Annotated in this window: 12 protein-coding genes; 6 read left to right on the top strand and 6 right to left on the bottom strand. The window is 65.0% G+C overall.

The features are described 5' to 3' along the window. Positions 1 to 81 precede the first annotated feature (81 nt). Positions 82 to 4,182, top strand: a complete 4,101-nt coding sequence (gene metH / locus VT03_RS34485; protein ID WP_255378500.1) for a methionine synthase — start codon at positions 82 to 84, stop codon at positions 4,180 to 4,182. A 417-nt stretch (positions 4,183 to 4,599) separates the two neighbouring features. After that, positions 4,600 to 5,634, top strand: a complete 1,035-nt coding sequence (locus tag VT03_RS00595) for an SAM-dependent methyltransferase (RefSeq protein WP_075091181.1) — start codon at positions 4,600 to 4,602, stop codon at positions 5,632 to 5,634. Between the two features lie 12 nt (positions 5,635 to 5,646). Here VT03_RS00595 and VT03_RS00590 read toward each other — a convergent pair whose 3' ends face one another. Next, positions 5,647 to 6,786, bottom strand: coding sequence for an FtsW/RodA/SpoVE family cell cycle protein (locus tag VT03_RS00590; RefSeq protein WP_075091180.1), 1,140 nt, complete (start codon positions 6,784 to 6,786; stop codon positions 5,647 to 5,649). A gap of 227 nt (positions 6,787 to 7,013) precedes the next feature. Continuing rightward, the gene (locus VT03_RS00585) at positions 7,014 to 8,399 is read right to left on the bottom strand and encodes a transposase (protein WP_075091179.1); all 1,386 of its coding nucleotides are present in this window, start codon (positions 8,397 to 8,399) and stop codon (positions 7,014 to 7,016) included. Positions 8,400 to 8,922: 523 nt separating this feature from the next. On the opposite strand from VT03_RS00585, the gene VT03_RS00580 reads away from it, so the two are divergent. Together VT03_RS00580 and VT03_RS00575 are read left to right on the top strand one after the other, a co-directional pair. After that, on the top strand, positions 8,923 to 9,558 hold the full coding sequence (locus tag VT03_RS00580) for an alpha/beta family hydrolase (RefSeq protein ID WP_075091178.1): 636 nt from the start codon (positions 8,923 to 8,925) through the stop codon (positions 9,556 to 9,558). Positions 9,559 to 9,627: 69 nt separating this feature from the next. Continuing rightward, positions 9,628 to 11,256, top strand: coding sequence for a sulfatase (locus VT03_RS00575; protein ID WP_075096865.1), 1,629 nt, complete (start codon positions 9,628 to 9,630; stop codon positions 11,254 to 11,256). Positions 11,257 to 11,640: 384 nt separating this feature from the next. On the opposite strand, the gene VT03_RS00570 is transcribed toward VT03_RS00575, so the two are convergent. From VT03_RS00570 to VT03_RS00555, 4 genes are all read right to left on the bottom strand, one after another. Next, positions 11,641 to 12,123 carry a hypothetical protein gene (locus VT03_RS00570; RefSeq protein ID WP_075091177.1) on the bottom strand — a complete coding sequence of 161 codons (483 nt, stop codon included), beginning with the start codon at positions 12,121 to 12,123 and terminating at the stop codon, positions 11,641 to 11,643. A gap of 87 nt (positions 12,124 to 12,210) precedes the next feature. Continuing rightward, the gene (locus tag VT03_RS00565; protein ID WP_075091176.1) at positions 12,211 to 13,386 is read right to left on the bottom strand and encodes a formylglycine-generating enzyme family protein; all 1,176 of its coding nucleotides are present in this window, start codon (positions 13,384 to 13,386) and stop codon (positions 12,211 to 12,213) included. Further along, positions 13,386 to 14,417, bottom strand: a complete 1,032-nt coding sequence (locus VT03_RS00560) for a DUF3500 domain-containing protein (protein WP_197489152.1) — start codon at positions 14,415 to 14,417, stop codon at positions 13,386 to 13,388. Before VT03_RS00560 ends, VT03_RS00565 begins: the two co-directional genes overlap by 1 nt. 26 nt (positions 14,418 to 14,443) lie before the next feature. Then, entirely contained in the window at positions 14,444 to 16,741 is a 2,298-nt protein-coding gene (locus VT03_RS00555; RefSeq protein WP_075091174.1) for an ATP-dependent helicase, read from the bottom strand. A 784-nt stretch (positions 16,742 to 17,525) separates the two neighbouring features. Here VT03_RS00555 and VT03_RS00550 point away from each other — a divergent pair. Both VT03_RS00550 and aceE read left to right on the top strand, forming a co-directional pair. Next, positions 17,526 to 18,002 (top strand): hypothetical protein, encoded by a 477-nt coding sequence (locus tag VT03_RS00550; RefSeq protein WP_075091173.1) that lies wholly within the window; start codon positions 17,526 to 17,528, stop codon positions 18,000 to 18,002. Positions 18,003 to 18,467: 465 nt separating this feature from the next. Then, the gene (aceE, locus tag VT03_RS00545) at positions 18,468 to 21,209 is read left to right on the top strand and encodes a pyruvate dehydrogenase (acetyl-transferring), homodimeric type (protein WP_075091172.1); all 2,742 of its coding nucleotides are present in this window, start codon (positions 18,468 to 18,470) and stop codon (positions 21,207 to 21,209) included. The last annotated feature ends 269 nt before the right edge of the window (positions 21,210 to 21,478 follow it).

The raw sequence follows: 21,478 nt of genomic DNA, 5'->3' as shown, positions 1-21,478 counted from the left end.
TTTCTCCCGTGTTCGATATCCGCAACCCATTCCGGCGGGCAAACTTGATTGCCGTCGGACATCGCCCGTACCCTCTCTCCCATGAAGACCGACGACCTGCTGCGTGAACATTTGTCCCATCGGATCCTCCTTCTGGACGGATCGATGGGAGCCCTCATCATGTCCCGGGGGCCGACCGAAGAGGACTACCGGGGAAAGCGCTTCGCCGACCACCCCGTCGACATCAAGAACTGCACGGACCTGCTCTGCCTGACGCAGCCGCAGATGATCCAGCAGATCCACCGGGAATACCTCGACGCCGGCTCGGACATCATCGAGACGAACACGTTCAACGGGAACGTGGTCACGCTCGAGGAATTCCACGTTGCCGACCTGACCCGCGAGATCAACCGGACCGCCATCGAGCTCGCGAAGGCGGTGGCCGACGAGTACACGAAGAAGAACCCGGCCAAGCCCCGCTTTGTCGCCGGAAGCATCGGGCCGACGAAGGTCCAGCTCTCGTTCAACGCCGACAAGCCCGGCTACCGCCCGGTCACGTTTGACCAGATGGTCCATTCGTACGCCGAGCAGGTCCGCGGGATGCTCGACGGCGGCGTCGACCTGCTCCTGCCCGAGACGAGCTTCGATACGCTCAACATGAAGGCGGCCCTGTACGCCATTCAGCAGGTGTTCGACGAGGGAGCGCGGCAGGTCCCCGTCATGGTCTCGGGGACGATCTTCCAGGGGGGGCGGACCCTCACCGGGCAGACCCTCGAAGCCTTCGTGGCGGCGGTGTCGCACTTCCCGATGTTCAGCGTCGGCCTCAACTGTGCGCTCGGCCCGAAGCAGATGCGGCCCTACATGGAGGCCCTCGCCGGCCGGGCGAACTGCCTCGTGAGCTGCTACCCGAACGCCGGCATGCCGGACGGAATGGGTGGCTTCGACAGCAGCCCCGCTGAGGTTGCGCAGACGATCCGCGAGTTCGCCGAGAGCGGCTGGGTCGACATCGTCGGCGGCTGCTGCGGGACGACCCCGACCTACATCCGCCAGATCGGCGAAGCGGTCACCGGGGTGGCGTCGCGCTTCAAGCAGCACGACACCGGCCCCGCCTGGACGCCCGCGACGCCGCAGGGAACCGCTGCCTACAGCGGAACGGAGCTGTTCGAGCTTCGTCCCGAGCCCGCAGATGCCGCGCCGGACGCCCCTCCGTCGACGCCGTTCCTCATGGTCGGCGAGCGGAACAACGTCACTGGCTCGCGGAAGTTCGCGAGACTGATCCGCGAGAAGAAGTACGACGAGGCCCTCTCGGTCACGCGCGAGCAGATCGAGAGCGGGGCCAACATGATCGACGTCAACATGGATGAGGGCCTGCTCGACAGCGAAGCCGAGATGGTCCACTTCCTGAATCTGCTCTCCGACGACCCGGACGTGAACAAAGTCCCGGTCATGGTCGACAGCTCGAAGTTCAGCGTCATCGAGGCGGGACTGAAGTGTCTCGCCGGCAAGGGAGTCGTGAACTCGATCTCCCTCAAGGAAGGGGAGACGGCGTTCCTCAAGCAGGCCCGCACGATCCGCCGCTACGGCGCCGCGGTCGTCGTGATGGCGTTCGACGAGGAAGGCCAGGCGGTCACGGCGGACAACAAGGTCGCCATCTGCAAGCGGGCCTACAAGCTCCTGACGGAGGAGGTCGGCTTCCCGCCCCAGGACATCATCTTCGACACGAACATCCTGACGGTCGGCACCGGGATGGACGAGCACTCGAACTACGCGGTCGAGTTCTTCGAAGCGGTCCGGCGGCTCAAGACCGAGTGCCCTGGCGCGAAGACATCGGGCGGGGTGAGCAACGTCTCGTTCTCGTTCCGCGGCAACGACGTGGTCCGCGAGGCGATGAACGCCGCGTTCCTGTACCACGCGATCCGGTCCGGCCTCAGCATGGGGATCGTCAACGCCGGTCAGCTCGAAGTCTACGAGGAGATCGACAAGGAGCTGCTGGTCTACATCGAGGACGTCCTGCTGAATCGCCGCGCCGATGCGACCGAGCGGCTGATCGCCTTTTCCGATGCTCTCAAGGCGAGGGGAACGGAGAAGGAGAAGGGAGCGGCCGAGGTCGAAGCCTGGCGGAGCGATCCGGTCGAGGCCCGCCTGCAGCACGCCCTCCTCAAGGGGCTGACTGAGCACATCGAGACCGACACGGAAGAGGCCCGTCAGAAGTACGGCCGCCCGCTGAACGTGATTCAGGGGCCGCTGATGGACGGCATGAAGGTTGTCGGGGACCTGTTCGGCCAGGGAAAAATGTTCCTGCCGCAGGTGGTGAAGTCCGCCCGCGTGATGAAGAAGGCGGTCGCCTACCTCGAACCGTTCATGGAGGCCGAGAAGGCGGAAGCCGCCGCGAAGGCCGCGGCTGAAGCGGCGGCCCAGGGCGAGAGCTCGGCGGCAACCGGAGAAGATCCGTCGACCCTGTTCCGCAGTTTCCTGTCATCGAAGGGACTCGGCCTGACGCGCGAGCGGCAGCTGGTCGCCACGGCGGTCTTCGCGTGCAACGCTCCATTCGACGCCGAAACGATCGCCGCGACGCTCGCTTCGAAGAAGATCGGCCGCTCGACCGTCCAGCGCATCTTGAGCCTTCTGGAAGAGGGTGGACTGCTGACGAAGACCCAAGTTGGCGACCGCGAGCTCTACGAGCGCCGCGTCCTGACTCCCGCAGCGACGGCAACGTCCAACGCTGCCGATGTGGTTGTTGAGACCGCGGCGGCCGGCGAGTCGCAGTCCTCGTACCGCGGCAAGATCGTCCTGGCGACGGTCAAGGGGGACGTCCATGACATCGGCAAGAACATCGTCGGGGTCGTGCTGCGGTGCAACAACTTCGAGGTGATCGACCTGGGGGTGATGATTCCCTGCGACAAGATCCTCGACACGGCCCTGGCCGAGAAAGCCGACATCGTCGGTCTGTCCGGCCTCATCACGCCGTCGCTCGACGAGATGGTGACTGTCGCCAAGGAGATGCAGCGCCGCGGGATGACGATCCCGCTCCTCATTGGCGGTGCGACGACCAGTTCCAAGCACACGGCGGTCAAAATCGCCCCGCACTATGCGGAGCCGGTGGTCCACGTCATCGACGCCTCCCTGTCGGTCCCCGCCGTCGAGCGGTTGCTCGATCCGGAGACGAAGCCAGCCTACGTCCAGGAGGTTCGGGACGATCAGGAGTCCGACCGCAAGCGGTTCGCCCAGCGGTCCGAGCAGGCGCTCGTTCCGTACGCCGACGCATTCCAGCGGCGGTTCCAGACCGACTGGCAGACGATCGAGATCGCCAAACCCCGGTTCACTGGGACGCGGCAGATCGACAGCCTCGACCTCAACATCCTCCGTCCCTACGTCGACTGGTCTCCCTTCTTCCAGACATGGGAGCTCAAGGGGAAATTCCCGAAGATCTTCGACGACGCGGTTGTCGGGACCGAAGCTCGAAAGCTGTTCGACGATGCCAACCGGCTTCTCGACCGGATCATCGAGCAGAAGCTGCTGACGGCCCGGGGTGTCTACGGCTTCTGGCCGGCGCGGACCCGCGGCGACGACATCGAGCTCGACGTCGAAGGCGGCACGGTGACGTTTCCGATGCTGCGGCAGCAGTGGGAGCGGCCGGGGCAGAAGGATTTCCGTTCGCTGGCGGACTACATCGCGCCGGCGGAGTCGGGGAAGTCGGACTACCTCGGTGCGTTCGCGGTCACTACGGGGCACGGCTGTGACGAGCTGGTCGCGCAGTTCGACAAGGACCATGACGAGTACCACTCGATCATGACGAAGGCGATTGCGGACCGGCTGGCGGAAGCGTTCGCGGAGTACATCCACGGCGTAGCCCGCCGCGAGTGGGGCTTTGGCGATCTCGAGGGGCTCTCGAATGAAGAGCTGATCGACGAGAAGTATCGCGGGATTCGGCCGGCGTTTGGTTATCCCGCCTGTCCTGATCACACGCTCAAGCGGCCGCTGTTTGACCTGCTGGGGGCGGAGCAGGCGGTGGGGATCAACCTTACCGAGAGTTTTGCGATGTGGCCGGCGGCGGCGGTCAGCGGGTTGATCTTCGCACATCCTGAGTCGCGGTATTTCTCGGTGGACCGGGTGACGAAGGATCAGGTTGAGAGCTATGCGGCCCGGTGCGGCCAGCCGGTCGAGTACGTGGAGAAGTGGCTCGCGCCAAATCTCAGCTACTAGAAAAGATCGCCTGTCCACCGGGTCCAGGGGGACCCTGGTGGGGGGATGCAAGGGGGGCACACCCCCTTGCCCGCCGGAGGCCTGGCCGTCGAGAGATGTCTGAAGGAGATCGTGTCCAAACGCGGACAACGTGTCGGATGCCCCCTCACCTGATACTCCGGGATTGCAAAGCGAGCGTTGTGGATCGAGGGAGACCTCAACACGGGCACCACAAAGCGTAGGCCCGTCGCCTACCACGGTTCCTCATGGAAGAGGCCTCCGGCGGCAAGGGGGTGAGACCCCCTTGACCCCAACGGCCGTCGCACGTTGGGTTTGAGCTATCAGAACTGCGCCGGCAAGGAGGTGGTTTGAGACAGCGGGATAAGCCGTTCGGCCACCGCTACCATCAACAGATCCTTCTCTCTTCACGGAAGACCCATGACAAAGCCGCTCGATCCTCAGCCCAACTCCGACGCCCCGAACCCAGGGATCATCTTCGAAACCCTCAACCTCCATCAGCGGAGCGCCGCCCTCCACGCGGCAATCGAGCTCGACCTGTTCTCCGCCATCGCCCGTGGACATCGGACGGTCGAGGCCCTGACAGAGCATCTCAAGACCGACCAACGAGCGACACGGATCCTCTGCGACTTCCTCGTCATCGCCGGCTTCCTGACCAAGGACAACGAGACCTACGGCCTCCCGCCGGTCTCGGCCGAGTTCCTCGACCGGGCCTCGCCAAAGTACGTCGGCTCGATCGCCAAGTTCATGAACTCGCCCGACCTCCTCGAGGCGTTCAAGGACATCGCCCAGGTCGTCCGGACCGGCACCACCACACTGAGCCGCGACGGAACGACCGCAACCGAGTACGCCGGCTGGATCGAGTTCGCCCGATCAATGGCCCCGATCATGATGCCGGCGGCGATGTTCATGGCCGACATGGCTACCCGGGAACGTCCCGGCGCGGTCCGCGTCCTCGACATCGCGGCAGGCCACGGAATGTTCGGCGTCGCACTCGCCCGGAAGAACCCACAGGCCGCGATCGTGGCGCTCGACTGGGCTCCGGTCCTCGAGGTCGCGCGGGAGAACGCCGCGGCAGCCGGTATCGAGGACCGGTACACGCTCCTGCCGGGGGACGCCTTCGAGGTCGACTACGGCGGCCCGTACGACGTCGTGCTCGTCACGAACTTCCTCCACCACTTCGATCCCGCGACCTGCGAGAAAGGGATGAGGAAAATCGCCGATGCTCTCGCACCGGCGGGCCTCGTCCTGACGCTCGAATTCGTTCCGGACGAGAATCGGATCGAGCCCCCGATCGGAGCATCGTTCGCCTTCACGATGCTCGGCACCACCCCCAAGGGGGACGCCTACACGTTCGCCGAATACGACGCCATGTGGCAGCGGGTCGGTCTCACGAAGAGCCGGATGGTCGACGTCCCCAACTCCGGCCAGCGGCTGATCTTCACGCAGCGGTAACGGCCAGGAACGTCAGGCCGCCCGGGGAAGCGCCACCAGCGGCGGCCCTGGCTTCACGGACGCCTGCGCCGCGGCGATCTCCTCCCGCGACATCGACAGGAAGACGCCGACCGCCAGGAGGCTTCCGACGAGACTGCTCCCTCCCGCGCTCAACAGCGGATGAGCGATCCCCTTCGGCGGGAGCATGGCGGTGACGACGGCAATGTTGATTGCCGCCTGCGCGACGAGCTGCAGGAGCACAACCGCCGCCGCGACGAACCGCGTCCGCGGTCGTCCCGTTCGGCTCAGCTCTAGGAGGCCGACGACCAGGATCGCGCACCAGATCCCGACGACCGACAGCGTCCCGACGAGCCCGAGTTCTTCCCCCACGACCGCAAACACGAAGTCGGTGTTTGCCTCGGGGAGGAAGCTCAGCTTCTGCGATCCGCGGCCCAGGCCAACGCCGTTCACGCCCCCCGCTCCGAGCGTCGTCAGCGACTGCTTCACCTGATAGGGGGCGTTCTGAAAGTCGTTCCAGGCCTGGATGAATCCCTCGATCCGTCGCAGCTGGTATGGCTTGAGGGCGACCATTCCCAGTCCCAGCGGGACCACGGCGGCGGCCGCCATCCCGATGAGCCGGATCGGCATGCCGAGGAGGAACAGCGTCGTCGCGCCGACCGCCGCCAGGAAGACCGCCGTCCCCAGGTCGGGCTCCACGACAACGAGGGCGGAGCAGAGGCCGATCGGGATCGAGAGGATGGCGTACCGCCGGAGGACCGTCTCCGCCGCCGGAATCCGGAGGGAGAGCCAGCAGAGGTAGAGCGGTAGCGTGACCTTGGCGAGTTCGGAGGGCTGGATGGAGATCGTCGCCAGCCGCAACCAACGCTGGGAGCCGTTTACGCGGACGCCGACGCCGGGGACGAGGACGGCCAGGAACATGAGCAGCGTCGCCCCGAAGCCGAGGGGGGCGAGCGCGAGCAGTTGTCGCGGCGGGACCATGGCGACGAGGCAGGCGCCGGAGCAGGCGATTGCCAGGTAGATCAGGTGCCGCGAAAGGTAAACCTGTTCGAAGTTGGAGGGGCGGGCGGTCATGCTCGAGCTGAACACCATCAGCACGCCGATCCCGAGGAGGACGGTGACGAGCGAGACGAAGGTGGAGCGGAGCGTGTTCATGCGGTGTAGGAAGCGCGTCGAGCGGTGCGGGGGGCCGGCTTGAGTAGAATCGGCCCGAACAGCCTCGGCGAGCTTGTTCCTCTGCGGCTGCTCCACCCAAGTGCGATAACCGTCGTCCCCCTCCCGCGCGTCAGACTCGGCTCGGACCGCGTCCTCGCCGGACGGACTCCCATCGCTCAAACCCAACGTGCTACGGCAGCCGGGGTCAAGGGGGCAACCCAACGCCGTTAACCCCGGTTGAGGAGCTTGAGTCTCCTGGCCTGGTCGATCTGCTGGGACGTGGCGTTGGTGATCTTTGGCGATCCCGCCGGCCGCTCCTTCTTCCTCCGTGTGTAGTCCCGGCTGGCCTTGTTCTTCCGCTCATACGGGTCGGTGACGGATTCACGCAGCATCGCGCACAGCGTCTGACCTCGAACAACGGGATGCCGGTAGTCCCGTATCAGTCGACGGAACGACCGCAAGACTCCCGCCATGCTGATTCGAGACAGCGGAACCTGGGCCTTCGCCAGTTCCACTGCAACCGACAGTCCCATGCCCCACAGGCCGACCAGCGACCATTCGAGCTCGACCGCGGCATTCAGGGAGGACAGGCTGCGGAGTTTTCGTCGACCGAACGTCTGCTTCAGGGTTCGATAGAACAGTTCCACTCCCCAGCGTTTGCGGTACAGGTCCAGGACCGCCCGGTCGCTCAAGATCTTCGGGTCCCGGACGCTCGTGAGCAGAGAGATCGGAGATCTCGGTCCCTGGGCCACGATCAGCCGGAACACCAGAGGCGGATCGAGCCGTTTGGCGGCCTCGTCAGGCCAGACGTAGACGGTTCCTTGCGATTCCCGCACGAACCCCAGCTTCCGCAGAAGCTTGACGTTCGCTCCCACCCGAACCAGCAGATGCCGGCCGCTTCCCAGGACTTTCCGGGCGAAGTCATAGCCCACGAAGCCGGCGTCCGCCGTCATCAAGCTTCCCTCGGGCAGGTCCTGGAGCATCTGAAGGGCGTGTTCCCGCTCACTGCTGTCGGCGGGGCCGATCCGCCAGTCCCACGGAAGCCCCGTCCCGACATGGAACAAGGTCGTCAGCCACATCTGGGGAACGCGGGCCGCCTTGGCCCCGGCGGCTGTTCTCGTCCGTTGGCGGCGGTGGCGCCTCTTCCGGATCGATCTCTTGAACGACGGGGCATAGGCCGTCTCGTGGGACTGGGTGCGAGGGAGCTCCACTCGGCTGCCATCGACCCCGTAGACCACCAGACCGCAGGATTCCCACTGCCGGGGGAGCGTCTGGCGAATCCGCTTTCGGAGAGCCGTCGTGAGAAGATAGACCAGGGGAACGGTCCAGCGTCGGAGGAGCTTCATGAAGGCCTGGGACGACCCGGCCAGAGGGCCGTGATGGGGGAACAGATGCGCCATCAGCCTGTGGGTCGTGACAAACCGTTCCTGCAGTGTCTGCTCATCGGACCAGGCCCACAGAAGGGCGGCTCGAACCAACAGTGGTGGCGTCCACGTGCAGTCGTGCCGGAAGAGGATGGTCTTCCAGTCCGTCCCAGCCAGAAGCCATTGCAGAGCTTTCTCGAGATGCCGAGAATTGAGCGCAACATCCGGAGACAGGTCTTGATGCGGCATCCCCGAATCCTTTCGGGAGGGCGAAGTGGGTGGGTTTCAGTGTGAGAACCGAAGCGTCTCCACAACGCCATGTCGCATCAAGACTTTCTTTTTGAACACGAACCAGGGTTAACGGCGTTGGGGGCAACCCCTTGCCGCCGGAGGCGCTTTGATGAGGAACCGTGGTAAACAACGGACGCCCGCGTTGTGATGCCGGCGTTCAGGACTCCACCCTCGCTTTGCAATCCCCGCGGGTTGGTGAGGGGGCATACGGCACGTTGTCCGCGCTTGGACACTCACTCCTTCAGATGTCTCTCGACGAGAGGGCCTCCGGCGGGCAAGTGGGCGTTGCCCCCTTGCATCCCCCACCAGGGGTGACCCCCTGGACCCCGGCAGAGAGAATGCCTTTGGGCTGCCGCCACTCGGTACGCGTGGCTGACTCAATTCCTCGAATTCGACGTGGCCACCCGATACAACGCACAGCCCGGAACGGCAGTCCCCTGCCTCCCGACACTGCCCCCGACGAACAACGGCCCCCTCCCGAATGAGCGCTCCCAAGATTCACTTTGACGGCAATCGCAAACGCTCCAAGTGGACGTTCGCCTTCGCCCACGGCGCCGGCTCCGGGATGCGCAACGAGTTCATGGACGCCTTCACCGCCGGCCTCGTCGAACTCGGCTTCCTCGTCGCCCGCTTCGAGTTCCCCTACATGGAACAACGGGGCATCACCGGCCGTCGCCGCCCCCCCGACAAGGAACCGGTCCTCCTCGACGCCTGGCGAGCCGTGATCGGAGAACTCGGCCCGGAAAGGCTCGTCATCGGCGGCAAGTCGATGGGGGGCCGCATGGCCACCATGATCGCCGACGAAATGGGCGTCGCCGCCTGCATCTGCCTCGGCTACCCCTTCCACCCCTCCGGCAAACCTGCGGACCTGCGGCTGGAACCGGTCCAGAAGATCGAGACGCCGACCCTCATCCTGCAGGGAACACTCGACACCTTCGGCGACAAGAAGGAAGTGGAGGGGTTTACGCTCTCACCGTCCGTGACGGTCCAGTTCCTCCGCGAAGGGGACCACAGCTTCCAACCCCCGCGGAACTCCGAGCGGACGCGGGAGTCGAACTGGGACCATTGCGTCAAACAGATCCACAAGTTCGTCTTCGAGCTGATGCCCGTCGTGTGACATGCCCACGACGAAGGGCAAGGCGTCGGGCACAACCCAGAATCGGTGACTTCAGAAAAGGTGATCGAGATGAGCGCTCGCCTCGCGTGGCTCCTGGTCCTGCTGTGCATCGCCCGCGCGCAGCCGGCGTCGGCGATGGACCAGCGGCAGATGAACATTCTCTTTTGTTTCGCCGACGACTGGGGCCGCTACGCCAGCGCCTACGCCCGGCACGAGAAACAGCCCTCGCCGAACCAGGTCGTCAAAACGCCGAACATCGACCGCGTCGCCCGTGAGGGAGCGCTCTTCCGCAACGCTTTCGTCTGCGCCCCCTCCTGCACCCCCTGCCGCAGCGCCCTTCTCAGCGGCCGGTACTTCTTCAACTGCGGTCGGGCGGCGATCCTCTCGGGAGCCAAATGGGATCCCTCGATTCCGAGCTTCCCCCTGCTGATTCACGAAGCCGGCTACCACATCGGCGAGACGTGGAAAGTCTGGAGCCCGGGAACGCCGAACGACGCCCCCTTCGGCGGCGGGAAGTTTGCCTACGAACGCGGCAACCTCCCGAACAACTTCTCTGAGAACGCGACGAAGATGGTCTCCGAGGGGAAATCACTGGCCGAAGCCCGAACGGCGATCGAGCGGCAGGTGACCGACAGCTTTGACGCATTCCTCAAGGACCGGAAGGGACGCGAGCCGTGGCTGTACTGGTGCGGCCCGACGACCGTCCACCGGACCTGGATCAAAGGCTCCGGCAAGGCCCTGTGGGGGATCGAGCCGGACGACCTCCAGGGAAAACTGCCCCCGTTCCTTCCAGACGTTCCAGAAGTCCGCGAAGACTTCGCCGACTACCTCGGAGAGATCCAGGCCTTCGACTCCTACGTCGGACTGCTGCTGAAGCGGCTTGAAGAGACCGGGGAACTCGGCCGGACGATCGTCGTCATCAGCGGCGACCACGGCGCTCCCGGTTTCCCCGGCGGCAAGTGCAACCTGTACGACTTCGGCGTCGGCGTGACGCTCGCGATCCGCTGGCCGGACATGACTCCCGACCGGGTGATCGACGACTACGTGAACCTGATGGACCTCGCGCCCACGTTCCTCGACATCGCCGGCCTGCCGATGCCGCCGGGGCTCAGCGGTCGCAGCCTCCAGCCGCTTCTGCTCTCAAGCAAAAGCGGCCAGATCGATCCTGCCCGGACTTGGGTGGTGACGGGCCGGGAGCGGCATGTGGACAACGCCCGGGAGGGGAACAAGCCGTACCCGCAGCGGGCCCTCCGGACGAAGGATTTTCTGTATGTCCGCAACTTCGCGGCGGACCGATGGCCGATGGGGGATCCGCTGGCGGTGACTGACGACTCCGCGCCGTCTCAGGAGGAACTGGAGCAGAATACCCGCGTCGCCTTTGCCGATATGGACGCCGGCCCGACGAAGGCGTGGTTGATTGCTCACCGGAACGATCCGCAGTGGATGTGGCACTACGACTATGCGTTTGCCAAGCGGCCGGCGGAGGAGTTGTTCGATCTCAAGAGCGATCCGTACCAGATCAAGAACGTGGCGGGCGATCCGAGCTACGCCGACGCGAAGGCACGGATGTCGGCGCAGCTGATGGAGGTGCTTCATCAGGTCAAGGATCCGCGGGTGACGGAGGATCCGGTGCCGTTCGAGGCGGCGCCTTACACGGACCTTGCGGAGGCCCCGGCGCGCAGCCGTCGTAAGCAGTAGTCCGACCGGCGAACGAATGGTCGGTCGCCCGCTTTAACCGGGTCCAGGGGCACCCTGGTCAGGGGATGCAAGGGGAAGAATTCCCCTTGCCCGCCGGAGGCCTGGCCGTCGAGAGATGTCTGAAGGAGAGCGTGTCCAAACGCGGTCACCGTGTCGTATGCCCCCTCACCAACCCGCGGCGCCTTCATGGCGGGCGGTGAGTCCTCAACGCTGGTACCACAAAGGGGACGTCCGTTGCTTACCACGGTTCCTCATAGAAGTGCCTCCGGCGGCAAGGGGGCGTGGCCCCCTTGACCCCAGGCTGCCGTAGCACGTTGGGTTTGAGCTATGGAAGCTTCGCCGGCAAGACGCGGTTCGAACCAGCGGGATCAGCTCTTCACCGTCTCACTCGGCCGGACGCAGCGCCTTCAGGTCGATCGGCTTGCGCCCGAGCCTCTCCGCTTCCCGGTTCGTCGTCACCGTCACAGTCTTCGTCCCCTCATCCCACAGGAGGGCAATGTCCGGATACGTCTGCGTCCGGTCCTTCCGCTCCAGGATGCTCACGATTACCTCGTAAAGCGGCTGGTTCTGGCGGGAAAGCTGCTGGATCTCATTCTTGGTGATCCCGCTGAACTTGAGCGCGTTTCCATCTAGGACGCAGTTCACATTGATCGCCCGGAACAGCTCCTGAAACGTCATCTCCAGCGGATGCCGGATCTCCGCATTCACCGGCACCCGGAGCCGCTCCAGAAACGCCTCCGGCAGATCTTCCTGGAGCCGGACGACAAAGCGCTTCTCTGCAACCTTCGCCTTGCCCGCAGCCGGCTCCTCCGCAAACGCCAGCGCACTCCAAAGACAGAGCATCAGCAACGCGGCCCGTCGAAGCATGGTCGGTCTCCCGTCCTTTGATGAACTCGGGAGGAGTACCGCTCAAGGACGCGGAAGATTCGCCGCAACTTGTCCGATCTCAACGGACTATTTCGTCTTCTTCTGCTCCGCGATCTTCGCCTGGGCCGCGACGAACTTCTCATAGCCCGCGTCGTCCACGACCCCCCGAAAGCCGGTGTGGACCGTCCCCGTGAGAAAATCCCCCTTCATCCGGGCGGTCGTCCGGTAGCCGGTACAGCTGTTCGTGTTGCACAGGTACGACCCGCCCCGCTGGGACCGCTTGACGATCCCCGGCTCATCCGGATCGAGGCTGTCTTCGGGGCCCCTGGGGTTCTTCCGCGGGCTTTCGGAGTAATAGTCCGCCCGGAAGAAGTCGTGGCACCATTCCCACACGTTTCCGGAGATGTCGTACAGCCCCAGACCGTTCGGCTTGAAGGACTTCACGGGACTCGTCGTCAGGAACCCGTCGGAGTTTGTGTTGTCGAGCGGAAAGTCTCCCTGCCAGTAGTTGCACATCGCGGTCCCGCCGGGATCCCGCTCATTCCCCCACGGATAGAGGAGGTCCTTCCCGCCGTCGCGGGCCGCGTACTCGTACTCCGCTTCCGTCGGCAGCCGCTTGCCCGCCCACCCGAGGTATGCGTTGGCGTCTTCCCAGTTCACGTGGACAACCGGGTGGTTCATGCGGCCCTCGATCGACGAGCCGGGACCGTCCGGATGCCGCCAGTCCGCCCCGGGCGTGATCTGCCACACCTGATACTGCCACTGCGGAAGATCCCGGTTGAGCGCCTCGCGGTCGAACTTGCTGTTGAACGTCAGCGAGTTGGGAACGAGCGCCTTGTCCGGAACCAGACTCATATTGAGCCCGCTACGGGCCAGGTCTTCGCGGGTCGGCGTCTTCTCGGCGAAGGTCTTGTAGCCGGTCATCTCGACGAACTCGGCGAACTCCGCGTTCGTCACCTCCGTGACGTCCATCCAGAAGCCCCCGAGCTGGACGCGGTGCCGGGGGAACTCGTCGGGACGCAAGCGGTCCGGGTTGGTCTTGTCCTGCGGCTCCTCCGAGCCCATCTGGAAATCGCCGCCGCCGACCCACACCATGCCCGGAGGGGTGGCGTGTGGCGGGGCTTCCTGCGAGACCGTTCCCGCGCTCCCGCCGCCCGACGGCGGAGTGAGCGCGATGGCGGCGACCGCTCCGACCATCAGGAGCGCGGCCCCTCCGACCATCCACAGTCCCGCGCTGCTGCGTCCCACATTCGTTCCGGACATCAGTTCGAATCTCCCACGAGCGGCAGGCCGAAATCCCCCTGCCGGCTTCTCCAGACACATTGCCAGGTATCGACCGCTCCATCGCCGCTGAATTCATCGGAAACCGTGGCGACGCACTCCAGGAGGAACGTCGGCCCCTGGATCCGGAACGAGTGTGGCTCCTTCCGATTCTCCGATCCAGCCCATCCGAAGTGGACCTCGTCCCAGCCCCGCTCGGCGATCGTCCGCAGCCGCTCGTTCGCGACCTCCTGAGGCAGCATTCGGCACATGTCGACGACCGGCCGCCGGGCGAGTTCCTGCTGAACCGGATCGAGCTCGGAATACCGGAGCCCCAGCGGCGGAGCGAGCGGAACCTGCGCTTCCCCTTCCGAGGCGATCACGGCCGCGGGCGACTCCCGGTAGGCGGCCCGTTCGCGCTGCGCCGTGGAGAAGGTGGCGACGAGTTCCCGCATTCCATCGGGGACGCGGCGGGGATCCCAGCCGGGAATCCCATTCGCGAAATCATCGCCTCGCCACGCGATCATCTGCGGCGTCGACGAGACGATCCGCCCCTGGTCGACGACGAAGTTCAAGGAGATCCGCGACCCCTCGAGCGACAGACTCCAGCGGGACGCCGGGCCGGGGCGTCCGAAGAGCGTAAGGTGGCAGTTGTCCGAGATGGCGTGGGCCGAGAGAGGTTTCGTCTCGGTTTCGTCCCCAAGCTCCACCAGGACCGGATCCAGCGTCGGCAGGACGGCGAGTGATTTCAAGAGGGGCGACAGGGCGTGACGGATCGCTCGGTTCCCGGCGGCGAACTCCAGCGGGAGCCCCCGTCGATAGAGCCGCTCGCCGCATCCCCAGTCGAGCCGGCGCGGATCGTCGAACGGCAGCAGGGCGACCCGCCGCTCGTCGGCATTCAGCAGCGAGAGCAGGTGTTCCGAGGCGTCCACCAACGGGTTGGTCTTCGGCTCCTCCTGCGACCGGGCCGGACGACCGGCCAGCGACAGAAACGCCAGTCCGAGGATCAGGACGCGGGACAGGGTGGGGATCATCTGTGAGGTCATCGAAGAGGGGCCCATCAGGTTCCGATCGGCTGCAGGGGGGCTTTGCCGACAACGAACGTTTCCTCGCGCTGGGTGTCGGCGAACGTCACCTTGACGATCTTATGCCGGCCGAGGCCGCTCGACTGCGTCACCGTGCCGACGCCGAACCGCGGATGCCGGACCTGCTGCCCCAGGGCGAACCCCCGGGGAACCTCGGCCGGCTTGTTTGTGCCGTTGAGCAGGTCCGCAGCAGTCGTCAGCAGCGGCTTCTTGTCGAACTCCAGCGGCTTCCCGACTGGCGTGCGGGCGCGGTGTTCTTCCAGATGCGATTCCAGCTCGTCGCGGTGTTCCACCTGACGCTGCAGATTGGCAAACGGCGACGTGACTTCGTTGATTCGATCCGCCTCGAACTCCGAGATGAACGGGCTGGGGATCGAGGTCAGGACCTTGCCGCGAAAGGCCCGGAACCCGGTGTGGGTCAGCGTAAGCTTCTCCCGGGCGCGGGTCATCCCGACAAACAGCAGCCGCCGCTCTTCCTCGAACTCGTGGCCGGACGTCTGCCGCTCCTGCGTCTGTGGATCGCGGATCGCCCGGTCATGCGGGATGAGCCCTTCTTCAAGACCGAGGATGAACACTTCTGGAAACTCCAGCCCCTTGGAGGCGTGGAGCGTCATCAGCGTGACCCGTCCCTGAGCGTCGTCGAGGAAATCGGTATCGCTGACGAGCGCTGTCTCTTCGAGGAACCCCTCGAGCGAGCGGTCTTCTCCCATCAGCTCGTCGTACTGGCGGGCGGCGGTCACCAGTTCCTGAACGTTCGCCAGCCGGTTCAGGTCCTGCTCGGACCGGCTCGCCTGCCAGACGGAGGTGAAGCGGGTCTTTTCGATGATCGCCTCGATCAGCGCGGCGACGGAACCGGAGTCAGCGAGCGACAGGGCCTCCATCATCCGGCCGAACGACTGAAAGCCGGCGATGGCTTTGGCCGAGAGCCGCGGAATCTCCTTCGCCCGCCGGCAGGCTTCCAGCGGTGTGAGCCCTTCGCGTTCGGCCCACGCCATGAGCCGCTTCTGGGACGTCTCTCCCAGGCCCCGGAGCGGCGTGTTGACGACCCGCAGAAACGCGGTCCGGTCGGCGGCGTTATAGACCAGCCGCAGGTAGCCGATCATGTCCTTGATCTCGGCCCGGTCGTAGAACGCGACCCCCTGGGCGACCTGAAACGGGATCCGGTTCCGGAGCAGCGACAGCTCCAGCGTCCGCGAGAGAGCGTTGACCCGGTAGAAGACGGCGAAGTCCTGATACTTGCGGGCCCCGGACTCGACCGCATCGTGGATCCGCTTCGCAATCCCGTCCGCCTCGCCGTTGCCGTCCGAGTACAGGACGAGCTGGACCGGCGTCCCTTCGTCCCGCGTCGGGATCAGGCTCTTGGCCTTCCGCTGGGAGTTGTGGGCGATGAGGCTGTCGGCCGAGCGGAGGATCGCGGCGGAGCTCCGGAAGTTGTGCTCCAGCCGGACCACTTTGGACTGCGGAAAGTCGCGTTCGAAGCGGAGGATGTTGGCGATCCGCGCCCCCCGCCAGCCGTAGATCGACTGGTCGGGATCCCCGGTGGCGCACAAGTTGGGATACCGCTGCGAAAGAGCCTGGACGATCCGGTACTGCGCGGCGTTCGTGTCCTGGTACTCGTCGACCAGGATGTAGCGATAGCGGGCGTCGAGCTGGGACCGAATCTCCTCGTGGTCGGTCAGCATCTTGGCGACGTGGAGCAGCAGATCGTCGAAGTCGACGCTGTTCGCCTCCAGGAGGTACTTCTGATAGCCCGGATAGACCTTGGAGAGGATCGCCTGCCAGTGGTCGCCGATCGAGTTCAGGTACTTTTCCCGGTACTCGTCCGCCGTGATCAGGTCGTTCTTGAGGTTGCTGATCCGGTAACCGAGCTTGTCCGGCGGATAGGTGACGGGGTCGATCCCCAGTTCCTCGACCACGCTCCGCATGGCCCGCTTCTGGTCCTGATCATCGAGGATCGTGAAGTTGGAGCTCAGTCCGACGGTCGGCCCGTACTGCCGCAGCGTGCGGACGCAGAACTTGTGGAAGGTGCTGACCCAGACGTTTGACTCGGGCAGGAGCGTCTCCACCCGCTCCTTCATCTCGGCCGCCGCCTTGTTCGTGAAGGTGATGGCCAGAATGCTCCGGGGCGAGATCCCGCGCTCGACCATGTGCGCGATCCGCCGCGTCACCACTCGTGTTTTCCCCGAGCCCGGTCCGGCCACGACCAGGAGCGGGCCGTCGACGTGCTCCACGGCGGAGCGCTGGGGAGCGGTCAGTCCATCAAGAATCGACACGTTTCGCCTTCCTGGGCCAGTAGTGAACAAACCATCATACTGGATCAGTGGCGAAGACGTAGCGTGGCTGGTGTCGACTCGTTCATGGGGGCATTTCGCTGGATGGTGGTCGCCAAATACGGCCCTTACCGGGTCCAGGGGCACCCTGGTGGGGAGTGCAGAGGGGCCTGTGTTGTTTTCTTGGCCCTTTGCCCGCCGGACGCCGTCTCGTCGAGAGATGTCTGAAGGAGTGAGTGTCCAAGCGCGGACCACGTGCCGTATGTCCCCGCACCAACTCGCGGGAATTGCAGAGCGAGCGGTGAGGATTGAGGGAGTCCTCATGGCTGGTACCACAAAGGGGACATCCATTGTGTACCACGGTTCCTCACAGGAGTGCCTCCGGCGGCAAGGGGGCGTGGCCCCCTTGACCCCAGACTGCCGTCGCACGTTGGGCGTGAGCGAACAGTGCCGTGCCGGCCAGGACGCGGTTCGAGCCATCCCTCGTTGACCAAACACCATCCAGCGAACGCACCCGCTCAGGGGGCCCCGGCTCCGGCGGGCGAAGGAAAAGCCAACAGAATCGAAGCGGGACACCAGGAGCCCCGGAGAGTCGCCGCAATGCTGTCAAGACGTTTTCTGCGGATTGTGCGGACTTTGACGCCGGCGCCTGCCGATAACGATGGTGAGCGCTGAACCATCAGCGAGGCTCTGCCGACGGATGTCGGGGCGAGTGTCCGCAGCGCGGACAGGGATACGCCGCAGCCTGTCCTTGATGATTTCACCAGGCCCAAGGGAGGGGCTCCGCATGACCACCCGTTCCGCCATGTCCGTCACGATCTGTGCCCTGGCCGCCAGCGCCATGACGGGCTGCAGCACGTCGACCGTCACCCGCGCCCAGAACGCCGCCATCCAGCCGACCGGCTTCGAGCACCACGACCCGTACCGTCCGGGCGGACCGGTCCAGAACGCCGCCGACCACGTCTACGGCGAACACACCACCTTCCACCAGGGCGTCGCCCCGGCCGGTTACGGCAACTGCCCGAACGGCAGCTGCCCGCCGCAGGGCTACGCCGGTGGTCCGGGCTGTCCTCCGGGAGCCGGCGGACACGGTCACTTCGGCCACATCGGACCGGACGGCGACTGGTACCCGACCCACCGCTACTCCTACAGCTACAAGACGCCGCAGAACCTCGAATACCCGCCGCCGCAGGTCCCGGGCGGTGCGGTCGTCTATCCGTACTACACGCACAAGGGCCCCAGCGACTTCTTCCGGAAGCACTGAGATCCCGGGGGGGAAGGGGCGTCGGTCCAGTCCGCGCCCCGATCACCCACCTCTGATGCGGGCTCGCCCGTGCCGCAGTGACGACTGCGGCACGGGCATTTTTGTTGACGCGTCGAGACCGTTACCGACCGACGCATCGAATCCGATTGATGGATAAGGTCCGGTCCCGCGTCCCCCCGGAAACGAGACTGCCTCCGGTAGCGACTGGCGAATTCTGCTGTCCACCGCACCGGTTTTGAGACCGCCCCGCGACGGGGTTTTGCGTTTGCCCCAGTTCGCTACAATTCCCCGGTTTGGCAGCCCGGAAAGTCGCCGGCGGCGTCCGGTCCCGTTTTCCCCGCTGCACTGCCTGGTCTGGCCTCCATCGGATGGGGGGGGAGACCGCTCGACTGCCTGCCACGGCCCCGGCGCGATGGCCCCGGCCGCCGAACTGTTAGCGAAATCTTCGGTTGGAGAGAGTTTGAGATGTTGGATTCGACCGCTTCTGATCCGAACGCGACCGACGGCGCCGTACACGGGATCGACCCGCTCGAACTTGAAGAGTGGTACGAGTCCCTCGAAGACGTCATCCATCGTTACGGACCGGACCGCGTCCAGCAGCTCCTCGTCAACCTCCGTGAGCGGGCCTACCTCCGCGGGGTCATGATCCCCTTCACGGCGACGACCCCGTACATCAACACGATCGGTCTCGAAGATCAGCCGCGGTATCCCGGCAACCTCGAGATGGAACGCCGGATCAAGAGCTTCATCCGCTGGAACGCGATGGCGATGGTCATTCGCGCGAACCTTAAAACCGATGACGGCCGCGCTGGCGGCGTCGGCGGTCACATCTCCACCTACGCCTCCTCCGCGACGCTCTACGAAGTCGGCTACAACCACTTCTTCCATGCCCGGACGCCGGATCACACGGGTGACATGGTTTACTTCCAGGGGCACGCGTCCCCGGGGATGTATTCCCGCGCCTTCATGGAAGGGCGACTGAGCGAAGCCAAGCTCGACAACTTCCGTCAGGAAGTGAACCGCGGCGAAGGGCTCTGCAGCTACCCGCACCCGTGGCTGATGGAAGATTTCTGGCAGTTCCCGACCGTCTCGATGGGACTCGGCCCGATCTGCTCGATCTACCATGCCCGGTTCCTCCGCTACCTCCAGCACCGCGGCCTGATCGACACCAGCAAGTCCCGCGTCTGGTGCTTCATCGGCGACGGGGAAGTCGACGAGCCGGAAACGCTCGGCGCCATCACGCTGGCGGCCCGGGAAAAGCTCGACAACCTGACTTGGGTCGTGAACTGCAACCTCCAGCGGCTTGACGGTCCGGTCCGCGGCAACGGCAAGATCATCCAGGAACTCGAAGGAGCCTTCCGGGGTGCGGGCTGGAACTGCATCAAGGTTGTCTGGGGCAGCGACTGGGACCCGATCCTGGCGAAGGACTACAACGGCAAGCTCGTCAAGCGGATGGGGGAGATCGTCGACGGCCAGTACCAGAAGTACGTGGTCTCGAACGGCGATTACATCCGCCAGCACTTCTTCAACGATCCGGAGCTGCAGGCGCTGACCGATCACCTCAGCGACGAACAGCTCACGAAGATGCGCCGCGGCGGTCATGACGTTGAGAAGGTCTACGCGGCCTTCAAGCACGCCACCGACCACAAGGGGGCCCCGACGGTCATCCTGGCCAAGACGATCAAGGGATATGGTCTTGGCGAGGAGGCAGAAGGGCGGAATATCGCCCACAACCATAAGAAGTTCAAAAAGCACGAAGCCGCAATCCGCTACGTACGGGACCGCTTCGGGATCCCGGTCGAAGACGCGGATCTGGAGAAGGTTCCTTACTACAAGCCGGCCGAAGACAGCGCAGAAATGGCGTATCTGAAGGCTCGCCGCGAGCAACTCGGCGGCAGTATTCCGGCGCGGAACCCGACAACGGACAAACTCTCGATCCCGGCGATCGACGACAAAGTTTACGCCCGGCAGCTGAAGTCCGAAGGGGCGATGGCCTCCACGACTCAGGCCTTCGGAGCGATCCTGCAAGCCTTGATGAAGAACAAGGCGATCGGAGAGCGGATCGTCCCGATCATCCCGGACGAGGCCCGGACCTTCGGTTTCGAAGGGATGTTCGCCGCCGTCGGGATCTATTCCAGCAAGGGGCAGCTGTACGAGCCGGTCGACAAGCAGCTCGCAGACGGCTCCCCGAACATGATGTATTACAAGGAGACAACCGACGGCCAGATCCTCGAGGAGGGGATCAACGAGGCCGGCGCGATGGGCTCCTTCGTGGCGGCCGGGACCGCGTATGCCAACCTCGGCATTCAGATGATCCCGTTCTACACCTACTATTCGATGTTCGGGTTCCAGCGGGTCGGCGATTTGATCTGGTTGGCGGCTGACTCCCGTTGCAAGGGATTCCTCATGGGAGGAACCTCGGGCCGCACGACCCTCAATGGGGAGGGGCTTCAGCATGAGGACGGGCACAGCCAGCTGATTGCCTCGACCGTTCCGAACCTGATTGCCTACGACCCGGCCTACGCCTACGAACTGGCGGTCATCCTCCAGGACGGCCTGCGTCGGATGTACGTCGAGAATCAGGACATCTTCTACTACCTCTCGATCTACAACGAGCAGTACGAGATGCCGTCCATGCCCGAAGGGGTGATGGAAGGGATCCTCAAGGGGATCTACAAGTTCCGCTCGACTGACAGCGGCAGGGAGCAGAAGGTCCGCCCGCAGCTCTTCGGCAGCGGCACGATCCTGAACGGTGTCCTGAAGGCCCAGCAGATCCTCAAGGAGAAGTATGGCGTTGGGGCCGATGTCTGGAGCGTCACGAGCTACAACGAACTCTGCCGCGACGCGATGGAAGCCTCTCGCTGGAACCGCCTCCACCCGGCCGACACGCCGAAGAAGGGCTATCTCGAGGCGGTGCTGGCGGACGCCAAGGGGCCGTTCATCGCCGCGAGTGACAATGTCCGGGCCGTTCCGGACCAGGTGCGGCAGTGGATCCCGGGCGATTATGTCGTCCTCGGGACCGATGGTTTCGGCCGGAGCGATACGCGGCCGGCTCTCCGGCGGCACTTTGAGATCGATGCCGAGTGCACCGCCTACGCGACGCTCGAGGCCCTGGCCCGTCAGGGAGCGTTCGACAAGGGGCAGCTGCCGCAGGCCCTCAAGGACCTGGGGATCAACCCGGACAAGGTCGCTCCGCGGACGGCGTGAGCTGGTTGGTGCGTGAGTTTACGAAGGGGCGTTCCGCGAGGGACGCCCCTTTTTTGTTGCGCGACCGGTCGGTTGCGCATCTACTCGGACCACGTCCTCGCCGGCACGGCGATGCTACCTCAAACCCATCGTGCCACGGCAGCCGGGGGTCAAGGGGGCCACGCCCCCTTGCCGCCGGAGGCACTTCCATGAGGAACCGTGGTAAGCAATGGATGTCCCCTTTGTGGGACCGGCGTTGAGGACTCCCTCAAAACACACCGCTGGCTTCG

Origin of the sequence: Planctomyces sp. SH-PL14 (assembly GCF_001610835.1) — a bacterium.
In the GTDB taxonomy this organism is placed as follows: Bacteria; Planctomycetota; Planctomycetia; order Planctomycetales; family Planctomycetaceae; genus Planctomyces_A.
Note: the sequence above shows the minus strand (reverse complement) of the source record. Positions and strands in the feature narration are given on the sequence as shown.

What these genes read in the sequence shown, in the direction of transcription:
- metH (WP_255378500.1), top strand. Translation starts at nt 82, where the DNA reads ATGAAGACCGACGACCTGCTGCGTGAACATTTGTCCCATCGGATCCTC.
- VT03_RS00595 (WP_075091181.1), top strand. Translation starts at nt 4,600, where the DNA reads ATGACAAAGCCGCTCGATCCTCAGCCCAACTCCGACGCCCCGAACCCA.
- VT03_RS00590 (WP_075091180.1), bottom strand. Translation starts at nt 6,786, where the DNA reads ATGAACACGCTCCGCTCCACCTTCGTCTCGCTCGTCACCGTCCTCCTC.
- VT03_RS00585 (WP_075091179.1), bottom strand. Translation starts at nt 8,399, where the DNA reads ATGCCGCATCAAGACCTGTCTCCGGATGTTGCGCTCAATTCTCGGCAT.
- VT03_RS00580 (WP_075091178.1), top strand. Translation starts at nt 8,923, where the DNA reads ATGAGCGCTCCCAAGATTCACTTTGACGGCAATCGCAAACGCTCCAAG.
- VT03_RS00575 (WP_075096865.1), top strand. Translation starts at nt 9,628, where the DNA reads ATGAGCGCTCGCCTCGCGTGGCTCCTGGTCCTGCTGTGCATCGCCCGC.
- VT03_RS00570 (WP_075091177.1), bottom strand. Translation starts at nt 12,123, where the DNA reads ATGCTTCGACGGGCCGCGTTGCTGATGCTCTGTCTTTGGAGTGCGCTG.
- VT03_RS00565 (WP_075091176.1), bottom strand. Translation starts at nt 13,386, where the DNA reads ATGTCCGGAACGAATGTGGGACGCAGCAGCGCGGGACTGTGGATGGTC.
- VT03_RS00560 (WP_197489152.1), bottom strand. Translation starts at nt 14,417, where the DNA reads ATGATCCCCACCCTGTCCCGCGTCCTGATCCTCGGACTGGCGTTTCTG.
- VT03_RS00550 (WP_075091173.1), top strand. Translation starts at nt 17,526, where the DNA reads ATGACCACCCGTTCCGCCATGTCCGTCACGATCTGTGCCCTGGCCGCC.
- aceE (WP_075091172.1), top strand. Translation starts at nt 18,468, where the DNA reads ATGTTGGATTCGACCGCTTCTGATCCGAACGCGACCGACGGCGCCGTA.